This window comes from Mesorhizobium sp. B2-1-1 (assembly GCF_006442975.2).
Taxonomy (GTDB): Bacteria; Pseudomonadota; Alphaproteobacteria; order Rhizobiales; family Rhizobiaceae; genus Mesorhizobium.
The window spans coordinates 5712363-5723266 of record NZ_CP083954.1 but is presented as its reverse complement, the minus strand read 5'-3'; the positions used below and the strand labels follow the sequence as shown (position 1 = coordinate 5723266).

Sequence of the window (10904 nt, the reverse complement as noted above, 5' to 3'; positions counted from 1 at the left end):
CTCATCAGCTCCGATCAGATTTCCTGAAAATGGGATGTCATTGGTAAGCTCCCTTTCGACGCCGCTCTGCATGATCGAGTTCCTTGTCTCTGTACCTGTTTTTCCGCCGGGGATGCGCCTCCTGCATCCGTGTTCCAGCGACTGCGCTTTGCTGCGACGCCCGCTGCCGCCGCCGGCAGATGAACGTCGCCCATTATCCAGGGAACCGGTGCCGGCCCATGGAAGCCAGTCCGTGTTGGGTATGTCAGGGCAATGCAACACCGTCCGGCGAAAATCGCCGGCGCTGTCGACCTGCCATGTATAGTTACGCCAGTCCCCTACCGTATCGAAAAAGAGCAAACCAACCCTGTCCGCGGACTTGATCCGCGCCACAAACCCCGCCAATTTAAGCTGGCCCATTCAGGCTGGGTCAGGGCCACCCGGCCCATCCCTTTCGATGGACCGACATTACCGAAATCGCTGTGGATAGGGCAAGGCCACGTCTAACGGATTTTTAAGGAATCTGGTTAGGTCCGGCGCGCCGAAGCGCCATGCGGCAGCACTATACTTTGACAAAGCCATTGTGATTCAAACCCTTTTCCGGCGAATATGAAAAAGCCGGGCTGGCGCGAAATTTTGTGAAATAAATCGCTTGACAGCCAGTTGTTCTCCTGGCGCTTCGCCGCGCTGTGGACAACGTGTGGATGACTATCTGTAACTAGCTGGGAAATATTGATTATTTCTGCGGAGGGAGAATTTTTTAGCCGACACTTTTCAAGTATCTGGACCATCAGCCGGCACGCATATGCCGGCAAAGCATTTCGGACCGCAAACTCCGCTTTCGACGCCGTTTCCGAGTATTCTTTTTAAGTGCTTGCCGGCAAACGAAAAAACCCGGCACTATCGGCCGGGTTCTCAGAAGATCAGTCCGGAAAGGGACGTCAGGCCGACAGCACCTTGAGGCGCTGGGCCAGCCGTGAAACCTTGCGGGCCGCGGTGTTCTTGTGGATCACGCCCTTTGTCGCGGCACGCATCAATTCCGGCTCGGCGGCCTTGAACGCCGCCTGCGCGGCGGCCTTGTCGCCGGAGGCGAGCGCCTCCTCGACCTGGCGCACATAAGTGCGGACGCGCGAGCGGCGGTTTTTATTGATCGCCGCGCGGCGGACGATCTTGCGCGTTGCCTTTTTGGCCGAGGATGTATTGGCCATGATGCCTCTCTTCTGATCTGGTCGGCGCATGCGGCATGCCGCAGGGCACAAAAAACAAACGGGCAGCCACAGGGCCGCCTCGGTTGGTGCGGCTTATAGTTCAGCTTTCCCGGCGCGTCAACGCTGGCTGGCGTTCTTTTTGGCTGTCGTCGCGCCGGAGCATTTTTTCAGCCACGCCGAAGCATTTCGCGCCCCGGAGGTGCGCTGTCAGCGATTGGTGAAATTCGGCTTGCGCTTCTCGGCGAAGGCCGCCATGCCTTCCTTCTGGTCGTCGAGCGCAAACAGCGAATGGAACAGTCGACGTTCGAACCGCAGCCCCTCGGCGAGCGTCGTTTCATAGGCTCGGTTGACGGCTTCCTTTGCCATCATCACCGACGGCAGCGAAAAATCGGCGATCCTGGCCGCCGCCTTGACGGCCTCCTCGACAAGCTCGCCGGCAGGCACGACGCGCGAGACCAGCCCGGAACGCTCGGCCTCCGCGGCATCCATCATCCGCCCGGTCAGGCACATGTCCATCGCCTTCGACTTGCCGACGAACCGGGTCAGGCGTTGTGAGCCGCCCATGCCGGGAATGACGCCGAGCGTGATTTCGGGCTGGCCGAATTTTGCCGTGTCGGCGGCGATGATGAAGTCGCACATCATCGCCAGTTCGCAGCCGCCGCCCAGCGCATAGCCCGCCACCGCCGCGATGATCGGCTTGCGCGCCCGGGTCAATTCTTCCCAGCCGACGAAAAAGTCTTTGATGTAGGCATCGACGTAGGAAATCGACTGCATTTCCTTGATGTCGGCGCCTGCGGCGAAGGCCTTCTCGGAACCGGTGACGACCATCGCGCCGATGCCGTCATCTGCCCCGAACACGTTTACCGCGGCCACCAATTCCGCCATGACCTGGGAATTCAGCGCATTGAGCGCCTTCGGCCGGTTCAAGGTGATCAGCCCGACCTTGCCCCTGGTTTCAACGACGATCGTTTCATAGGCCATGGCTTCGGCTCCTCTTCCAGGCAATTGAAGATCGATCTAGCTCACCGCTGACAGGTCCGGCAATAGAAGGTCGAGCGGCCGCTCTGCGTGATGCGCTCGATATGGCCGCCGCAGCCAGGCTTGGAGCAGGGTTCGCCCTCCCGGTCATACACCGCGAAGGAGTGCTGGAAATAGCCCAGCGAACCGTCGGTCTGCATGTAGTCGCGCAGCGACGATCCGCCGGCCGCAATGGCATCTGCGATGACCGAGCGGACCGCCACGGCAAGCCCCCGGCTTTGCTCACCCGCTTTCTTGCCGGCTTTGGCTATCGTGCCCGCCTCGCGCAGCGGCGACAGCCCGGCGCGCCATAGCGCCTCCGAGACATAGATGTTGCCGAGCCCGGCTATCAATCTCTGGTCGAGAAGAGCGGCCTTCAGCGGCGATTTCCGGCCCTTCAGCAGTGAGGCCAGCAGCACTCCGTCAAGCGCATTGCCGGTGGGTTCGACGCCGAGCCCCGCCAGCATCGGATGGGTGTCCGGCGGCCCTTCGCAAAACAGCATGAAGCCGAAGCGACGCGGATCGTTGAAAACCACGCGCGAGCGGGTGCCGTCCCGAGAGGCGACGTCGAAGATGACATGGTCGTGCGTCGAACTCTTCGACCGCTCGTGATGGAACACGCCGGGCATTTCGGCAGCGTCGGCCGTCTCGATGCGAAACGAGCCCGACATGCCGAGATGGCAGATCAGGGCGGGACCGCCTTCGAGATCCATCGTCAGATATTTGGCCCGGCGTCCGAGCGCCGTGATCGTCTTGCCGGTCAGCCGCTCGGCGAATTTTTCGGGGAATGGAAAACGCAGGTCCGGCCGGCGTGCCTCGGCGCGGATGATGCGGGCACCCTCCAGAACCGGCTCCAGCCCGCGCCGGACCGTCTCGACCTCGGGCAATTCAGGCATGGCCGCCCATATCCGGGTAAAAGGAAGTGCCGTAGCGGCCGTGCGCCAACCCGAGATGTTCGGCCACGGTTTCACCAATGTCGCAGAATGTCGTTCTCAGCCCGATGTCGCCGCCCGTCAGACCTGGTCCGATGCCGATCACCGGAATGCGTTCGCGTGTGTGGTCGGTGCCGCGCCAGGTCGGGTCGTTGCCATGGTCGGCCGTCAGGATCAGCAGATCGCCCTGTCGCAATCTCGCGAATGCTTCCGGCAGTCGCCGGTCGAAGGCCTCGAGCGCGGCGGCATAACCTGCAACATCGCGGCGATGGCCGAACTCGGTGTCGAAATCGACGAAATTGGCGAAGACGAGATCGCCGTCGCGGGCCGCATCCATTGCATCAAGCGCCTGGTCGAACATGGCCATGTTGCCCGCGGCCTTGCGCACTTCCGAAATCCCCCGATGGGCAAAGATGTCGCCGATCTTGCCGACGGCGATGACGCGGCTGCCACGCGCCGTCAGCCGGTCGAGCAATGTCGGCTCGGGTGGCGGCACGGCGTAGTCGTGTCGATTGTAGGTCCGCTCGAAAGTGGCTGCCGTCTCGCCGACGAACGGTCGCGCGATCACCCTTCCGATCCTCAACGGATCAACCAGGCGACGCACCACCTTGCAGAATTCGTAGAGCCGCTCCAGGCCGAAATGGACCTCGTGCGCGGCGACTTGCAGGACTGAGTCCACGGAGGTGTAGCAGATTGGCTTGCCCGTGCGGACGTGCTCCTCACCGAACCGTTCGATGATCTCGGTGCCAGGCGCGTGGCAGTTGCCGAGAATGCCCGGCACCTTGCCTTCGCGGATGATGGCCTCGGTCAGTTCGGAGGGAAAGGCCGGGACCGCGTCGGGAAAGTAGCCCCAGTCGAAACGTACCGGCAGGCCGGCTATCTCCCAATGGCCGGATGGCGTGTCCTTGCCGCTCGAAACCTCCTGGGCGGCACCGTGGAAGGCATTGGCGACGAGATCCGTCCCGAAAGAGGCAAAGCCCAGCCCCGTCGCGGTCTCGGCAGCCTTGCCAAGTCCGAGCGACGCCATGTTGGGAACAAACAACGGTCCCTGGCGAAGTCCTTCACGATCGGCGCGGCCTTCCGCACAGGCCTCGGTGATATGGGCGAAGGTGTTGGCACCGGCATCGCCGTAGCGTTCGGCGTCGGCGGCGCCGCCTATGCCGAAGGAATCCAGGACGAAGAGGAAAGCACGCGCCATGAGAACATTGTTGCCGGTTTGAGCATCCAGACATAGGGTTCCACGGCGGCATTGGCAATTCGGAAACCAAACGGCAACCGCTCGGCGCGATAGTCCGGAACCAATTCACTGACGGATCGCAGGACCGGGTCTCCCATGAAAGCTGCCCTGAAGGCATGCGCCGCTCTCATGATCGCGCAAGGCGCGGTCTGGTCCGGCTCGGCGCGCGCCGACTGGCGTGACGATATCGGCACGTTTCGCATCGGCATCGTCGCCGAACCCGGCGCCGCCAACACCGTTCCAGGCCTGGCGCGGTTGACCGAGGCCTTTACCAACGCGCTGGGCATGAAGGTGGAGTTCGTCGTTGCCCGTGACTATGCCGCGCTGATCGATGCGCAGGCCAATGCCCGCATCGAATATGCCGTCTACTCGGCGACCGCCTATGCAACGGCGTCAAGACGCTGCGAGTGCGTCGAACCGCTCGTGGCTCCGGTCGATTCCGATGGCGCGGTCGGCATCCGCGCCGTGCTGCTGACGAAGGATGGCAAGGTGCCCAGCCTGGCCGCGATGGAAACCCACCGGATCGCCATGCCGCCGGCGGACAGCATTGGTTCTCTTTTGCCATTGGCCGGACTGGCCGCCGAGCACGTCAAGATCGCAGAGGATGCATCGTTTCTGGTTCGCGCCGATTCCGCCTCGGCCGCGGAAGGAATGCTGGTCGATGGCCAGGCCGATGCCTTGTTCGGCTGGGCGACGGCGGCGGCCGACGGCGAGCCAAGACTATCGGGCACGCAGGCAAGGCTCGAAGCCGCCGGGCTTTCGGCGACCGCCCTTCAAGTCGCATGGACGTCGGGTTTGCTGAGATACGGTCCTCACGCGGTGCGTAGCGATCTCGACCCGGAAGCCAAGCGCCGGTTGGCGGTTTTCCTGACCAATCTCAAATCGACGACGCCCGACATCTACGACCTGCTGGAATCGAGGCATTCCGGCGGTTTCGCCACCGTGGTTCCCAAGGATTACGAGATGGCGCACGCCATCGTGCGTCTGGTGTCGGACGGTGGCGTGCGGCGATAGGGTCGTCAGCAGTCGCCGCAGGGGATCGTCAGGCTTCTGCGCGGACGCAGATAATAGGTCTCGCCCATCGATATGTTGTTGAAGACCGTCGTCAATCCGGCCGTCTGTGAGCTGTCTGCGGACCAGGTGATGATCGGTTTGTAACCAAGTTTGCTTTCGACACGAATGAGAAAGGTGCCTGCGACCCTGAGCGTTGCCGGAACCGTAGTGGTTGCGGGCAGGGCGGTGCCGATACTGTAAGCACCATTGACCACCTTGCGCGACCACACCACGTTCACCCTGGGCGGCGTGTCGGTTGTGACCTGTATTGCCGTGATGGTGATATCCGGCTTCGAGCGATTGTACGGCTGCAAGGTGGAGGTGCCGATCTTCATGATGGCATCCAGATCCGCCTTGACGATGGTCGGCTGCTGCGTGACCAGATCCGCGACCATGCTGCCGATGCGGCTGACCTTCTTGCTGGTCTCGATGGCCTGCGAAGCCTCCATGGTGATGAAATACATGATCAGCAGGATTGGCACGATGAGAGCGAACTCGACCGCCGCGATGCCACGGCGATCGCGTATGAAACCGACCCACTTCCCCCAGCGTCCTGCAATTTCTGGATGTGCCCCCGCACGCATCATGCCCGTCCCTTTTTCTTGGCTTTGCTTTCGCCGCGAACTCAGTTGTCGAATGGCTCGTTCTGCCAGGTCACCGATGCAAAATGCAGTGTCTTGTTACCGCCCATCGACTGAGCCAGAAGATCGGTCATGACGGGCCATTTGTAGAAGACCCGCAGCATGTTCTTCGATTCTGCCAGGCCCGGCGTGGTCGCGAAGGGCTGCGAGTTGGCGCCTTGCATCAAGATGATCTCGCCATTCTCGATCTTGAAGCTGGCCGTGGCCGCGTCGGCGAACGTGGTATATGCGCGAAGGTCCACGTCCAGCTGATTTGGGCAATCCTGCGAGACGATGATCTTCAGTTTGTCGCAGATCATGGTCTTCAACTTGTCCCCGGCGACGTCGGCCGGTCTCAACTGCCCGGTGCGCAATTTGCGCGCGATGTCGTCGGTGATGTTGGCCATAACTTCCTGGCCGGCAAATGAGATGCAGCTTTCCAGGATGGCGAAGACAAGAACCGCGAACGGCAATGCGAGCAGCGCGAATTCCAGTGCCGTACTGCCGCGGCGGTCGCCGGCGAAGCGTGCGAAAAGCCGTGCCCGTCTTGCCTTGCGGTCGCTTGTCGAGACGAATTCGATGCTCATGCTCTGATCCTGCCCATCCCCAGACGGTCTCGGCAGGTGTACTAGTGCAAACCAGTTGAAGTCCGGTTTGAATGATCGTTAAAGTCGCCGCGGGCGCCTTAACCACCCGCTAACCTGGACCGCGTGCCTACCGGCTGACGCTCATCTCGGCTTCTGAGGATTTTTCGGCTTCGCTCTTGTAGGAGCTTTCGCAATAGGGCGTGCAGGACATGGTCTGAACTTCAGCGCGCCGGTAGATGCGCACCGACGAGGCCGCCTGCCGCACGACGGTGATCTGTTCATCGATGATCGGGCTGCCATCCTGGTCGAGGACGACGAGGTTGGTGACGCCGAAGCCCTTGCCAGTCAGCACGATCGTCGAGGCGTCCTGCACGGACGCGTCGGCGATTGCCGGGTTGCCGACCACGATCGTGTCGGCGGGGCGCGACAGTTTGACGATCTTGGCCTGGTTCATGGTGACCTCGATGCCGGTGTCGGCCCTGGCGGGCATGACAAAGCTCACGGCGGCAAGAAGCACGGCAATCAGGATCGACGATTTCGGCTCGGCCATTGACGCGCTCCAGGCGGGCGGACTGTTCAACGGAACATGAACGAGATTGGTGAACCAACGGTTAAGCAGGCCCGGGCGCCATATGCCGCGATCGTCATACGCGCCGCGGAGCTGTTTCTTTTGCGGCTGCTTGCCTGGGAATTGCGCCTCGGCCGGCGCTTAGCCCATAGTTAACCACGCAATATGTTCCAACCGGGAAAGGAATCGGTAAGGCTGTTTATTAAGTCGATCGAAAGAGCTTCTCCCTAGATTGGCAGCATCCGATCAACCATCACAGAAGTTGACGGAAGTGCTGTAACACGTGGAGTAGGAGCTCTCGAATGTCTAATCTCATTGCACGTTTCGTAAAGGACGAATCCGGCGCGACCGCTATCGAATATGGTCTGATCGCCGCCCTCATCGCGCTCGCCATCATCGTCGGCGCCGGCGCGCTTGGCAACGCCATCAACGCCAAGTTCGAAGCTATCGGAACGTCCCTGAACAACGTCCCGACGCCCTGAACGACGTCAAGTATATTGAGCGCTCGGATTGCGTTCTGGACAAGGGCCGCCACCTGGCGGCCCTTGTTCTATTCAATGTCTTTTTGCCCTGGGCCTCATCAATCGTTAATCGAACATGCTTAGATTGAGTGCGGCTTAATCCGATAATAGGCATAGCGCCGATGCTTGAAGCCCTGATCTTCGTCGTCTTCCCGTTCTGCATGCTGTTCGCCGCGATCTCCGACATGCTGTCGATGACGATCGCCAATCGCGTGCCGGTGCTGCTCGTCGTCGTCTTCGCGCTGGTTGCGCCGCTGACCGGCATGGAATGGGCGGCCTATGGCTGGCATTTCGCCGCCGGCGCGCTGGTTCTTGCCGCAACGTTCGGCCTCTTTGCAATGGGCGGCATGGGCGGCGGTGATGCCAAGCTGCTGGCCGCGACCGCCGTGTGGATGGGACTCAACATCCAGCTCGTCGAGTATCTCGTGGTCTCGACCTTCATAGGCGGCTTGCTGACGCTTGCCATTCTCGTCTACCGGAAGTCGCCGCTTGCGGTTTTTACCGGCCGCAATCCGTTCCTGCGTCACTTCGCGGACGAGACGACCGGGGTTCCCTACGGCATCGCGCTCGGTTTGGGCGGATTGCTGACCTACCCGGATTCGCCCCTGATGGTCTGGGCGCTGGCCAGGCTGGCGGCCTGACCTTACCGATCATTCCTTGGCTGTGTTGCGGCTGGCTCCGCGGAGCGGGGCTGGCTGTTTGTCCGTGGCTGCGCAATACAGCTAATTTATGTAAACCTTAAATTAATCACGATCGTAAGCATTACATTAACCTTGTTTTGACGATTGCCGCTGCAAAGTCCGGCCTGGCTAGGTGGTTTGCCAAGGCGAGGGTTCGGACAGATGCCAGCATCCCGATTGATTATTCTGAGCGTGGCGGTCGCCGCGGCGGGTGGTGCTGGCTATGTCGCGAAGAACATGGTCGCCGCGCCGCCACCGCAGATCGTCGAGTCCGGTCCAGCGGCTCCCGCCGTGGCATTGCAGGACGTGCTTGTCCTGTCGGGTGATGTCACCATGGGCAGCCAGCTCGAGAACAACATTGCCTGGCAATCCTGGCCGGTCGACGGCATCAACGCCAATTTCATCACCAAGGCCACTGCTCCCGACGCCCTGGAGAAACTGAAGGGGTCCATAGCCCGTGTGCCGATGTACGCGGGCGAGCCGGTGCGGCGTTCCAAGCTGATCGGCGAGGGGCAAAGCTTCATGTCGTCGATCCTGCCTTCCGGCATGCGGGCGGTCGCCACGACGATATCGGCCGACACCTCTGCCGGCGGCTTCATCCTTCCGAATGATTTCGTCGACGTCATCATGACCCGCCGGGCCGATGCCAACAGCGGCGGCTCCGGCTTCAACACCGAAACCATCCTCAAGAACATCCGCGTCCTGGCGATCGACCAGACCATCCAGGAGGACGAGGAAGGCAAGAAGACCAGGGTGGGCCAGACCGCCACGCTGGAACTGACGCCCAAGCAGGCGGAGATCATCACCGTCGCCCAGCAGATGGCGGATCGCCTGACGCTCGCGCTGCGCGCGATCACGGACACCCAGGAAAAGAATTTGGATGAGGCCGACTATCTCGTTTCCGGCAATGGCCGCAAGGGAACGGTCAGGCTGATCAAGTCGGGCGAAGTTTCCGAAGTGGGGGCAAGGAAATGAGGCTAAGCGGTAAACTGCCGGCGATCATGGCAGCGGCTTTCGGCCTGCTGCTCATTGGGACAAACGTGCAGAGCGTTGTCGAGGCCAAGAGTGCACAGGTTTCGGCTTCGGCGGCCACCCAGCGCGTCAAGCTCGGCCTCAACAAGTCGGTTGTCATCGACCTGCCGAGTGATGCCTACGACATTCTTGTCGCCAATCCGACCGTCGCCGATGCGGTGACCCGCACCGCGAGGCGCATCTACCTGTTCGGCAAGGCGGTTGGCGAGACCAACATCTTTGTGTTCGGGCCGAATGGCGAACAGATCGTCAGCCTCGATCTGGCCGTCGAACGCGACGTCGCAGGCCTGGAGGATTATATCAAGCGCTTCATCCCGACATCGTCCATCAAGGTCGAACTGCTGAACGACAACGTCGTCCTGACGGGAACCGTCGACACGCCGCTGGACGCCAAACGCGCCGTCGACCTGGCAACGATCTTCGTCTCGGGCGGTGAAGCGACGACGGGACAATATTCGCAGACCGCGGCCGGCGGCTCGGCCCAGAGTGGTGTCGACATCAACAATCCGGACCAGGAACGCCGCGTCTCGAAAATCGTCAATCTTTTGCAGATCATCGGCGACGACCAGGTCACGCTCAAGGTGACGGTCGCCGAAGTCAGCCGCTCCGTGATGAAGCAGCTTGGCGTCAACATGGTGGGCAGCGGCGGTAGCAACGGCATCAGCTATGACGCGATGAGCACCCCGGCATACGGGCTTGGGAAACCGCTGTCGCAATTCTCGGGAGCTTCGATCGGCACCTCGGCGCTTCAGGCGTATCTAAACGCAATGGAGCAAGGTGGCGTCATGAAGACGCTGGCGGAGCCGACCCTCACCGCCGTGTCGGGTGAGAAGGCGACATTCAGGGTCGGTGGCGAGTTCAATCTCATCACCAGCCGTACGAACAATGTTTCAGACGAGAACAAGACAGGGCAGGTCACATACACCAACGACAAACTCGAATACGGCATCGGCCTGGAGTTCCAACCGGTTGTGCTGTCGGCCGGTCGGATCAGCCTCAAGGTCCGGACGTCCGTGTCGGAGCCTACTGCCGAAGGCGCCACCACGCTGGAAGCTGCAGGCAGGTTGCCCGGAACCACGTTGTTGTCCATCCGCAAGAGACTTGCCGACACGACCGTCGAATTGCCGTCAGGTGGTTCGATGATGATCGCCGGCCTCGTCCGCGATGACGTCAGGCAGGCTGTCGCCGGCCTGCCCGGGCTGACAAAGATCCCGGTGCTCGGCACACTGTTCCGAAGCAGAGACTTCGTGCGCAACGAGACCGAACTGGTGATCATCATCACGCCCTATCTGGTGAAACCGGTGGCACGAAACGACCTCGCCAAACCTGACGACAATTTCAACGCCGCCAGCGATGGCGCCGGTATGTTCCTGGGCCGAGTCAATCGTGTCTACGGCACAATGCAGACGGACAAGCCCAGCGGCCGTTATCACGGCGTCGTCGGCTTCATCTACAAGTGAACGGGGAAGC

At 61.4% G+C, this 10904-nt stretch carries 12 protein-coding genes; 5 read left to right on the top strand and 7 right to left on the bottom strand.

Going from position 1 to position 10904, the window contains the following annotated elements; translation table 11 throughout:
- Positions 1–920 precede the first annotated feature (920 nt).
- The 4 genes from rpsT to FJ972_RS27695 all read right to left on the bottom strand — a co-directional run bounded on the left by rpsT (position 921) and on the right by FJ972_RS27695 (position 4334).
- Complete coding sequence (gene rpsT / locus FJ972_RS27710) at positions 921–1187, bottom strand: 30S ribosomal protein S20 (protein WP_140496747.1); 267 nt, start codon at positions 1185–1187, stop codon at positions 921–923.
- Between the two features lie 207 nt (positions 1188–1394).
- Positions 1395–2168: an enoyl-CoA hydratase gene (locus FJ972_RS27705; RefSeq protein ID WP_140513192.1), complete on the bottom strand. Its 774-nt coding sequence runs from the start codon at positions 2166–2168 to the stop codon at positions 1395–1397.
- 41 nt (positions 2169–2209) lie between these two features.
- The gene (gene mutM, locus FJ972_RS27700) at positions 2210–3100 is read right to left on the bottom strand and encodes a bifunctional DNA-formamidopyrimidine glycosylase/DNA-(apurinic or apyrimidinic site) lyase (protein ID WP_140496743.1); all 891 of its coding nucleotides are present in this window, start codon (positions 3098–3100) and stop codon (positions 2210–2212) included.
- Positions 3093–4334 (bottom strand): phosphopentomutase, encoded by a 1242-nt coding sequence (locus FJ972_RS27695; protein ID WP_140523893.1) that lies wholly within the window; start codon positions 4332–4334, stop codon positions 3093–3095. Before FJ972_RS27695 ends, mutM begins: the two co-directional genes overlap by 8 nt.
- A 135-nt stretch (positions 4335–4469) precedes the next feature.
- Here FJ972_RS27695 and FJ972_RS27690 point away from each other — a divergent pair, with 135 nt between their 5' ends.
- Entirely contained in the window at positions 4470–5387 is a 918-nt protein-coding gene (locus FJ972_RS27690) for a phosphate/phosphite/phosphonate ABC transporter substrate-binding protein (RefSeq protein ID WP_140523896.1), read from the top strand.
- Between the two features lie 5 nt (positions 5388–5392).
- Here the strand turns inward: FJ972_RS27690 and FJ972_RS27685 are convergent, their stop codons facing one another.
- The 3 genes from FJ972_RS27685 to FJ972_RS27675 form a co-directional block, all read right to left on the bottom strand.
- Entirely contained in the window at positions 5393–6013 is a 621-nt protein-coding gene (locus FJ972_RS27685) for a TadE/TadG family type IV pilus assembly protein (RefSeq protein WP_140523898.1), read from the bottom strand.
- Positions 6014–6051: 38 nt separating this feature from the next.
- The gene (locus tag FJ972_RS27680; protein ID WP_140513202.1) at positions 6052–6633 is read right to left on the bottom strand and encodes a TadE/TadG family type IV pilus assembly protein; all 582 of its coding nucleotides are present in this window, start codon (positions 6631–6633) and stop codon (positions 6052–6054) included.
- Positions 6634–6760: 127 nt separating this feature from the next.
- Entirely contained in the window at positions 6761–7183 is a 423-nt protein-coding gene (locus FJ972_RS27675; protein WP_140496732.1) for a pilus assembly protein N-terminal domain-containing protein, read from the bottom strand.
- 320 nt (positions 7184–7503) lie between these two features.
- On the opposite strand from FJ972_RS27675, the gene FJ972_RS27670 reads away from it, so the two are divergent.
- The 4 genes from FJ972_RS27670 (at position 7504) to FJ972_RS27655 (ending at position 10894) form a co-directional block, all read left to right on the top strand.
- On the top strand, positions 7504–7683 hold the full coding sequence (locus FJ972_RS27670; RefSeq protein WP_140496730.1) for a Flp family type IVb pilin: 180 nt from the start codon (positions 7504–7506) through the stop codon (positions 7681–7683).
- Between the two features lie 161 nt (positions 7684–7844).
- On the top strand, positions 7845–8363 hold the full coding sequence (locus tag FJ972_RS27665) for a prepilin peptidase (protein ID WP_140513204.1): 519 nt from the start codon (positions 7845–7847) through the stop codon (positions 8361–8363).
- A gap of 201 nt (positions 8364–8564) precedes the next feature.
- Positions 8565–9377 (top strand): Flp pilus assembly protein CpaB, encoded by an 813-nt coding sequence (gene cpaB / locus FJ972_RS27660; protein WP_140523901.1) that lies wholly within the window; start codon positions 8565–8567, stop codon positions 9375–9377.
- Positions 9374–10894 carry a type II and III secretion system protein family protein gene (locus FJ972_RS27655; RefSeq protein WP_140513208.1) on the top strand — a complete coding sequence of 507 codons (1521 nt, stop codon included), beginning with the start codon at positions 9374–9376 and terminating at the stop codon, positions 10892–10894. The genes cpaB and FJ972_RS27655 overlap by 4 nt, the downstream gene beginning before the upstream one ends.
- Positions 10895–10904: the final 10 nt, after the last annotated feature.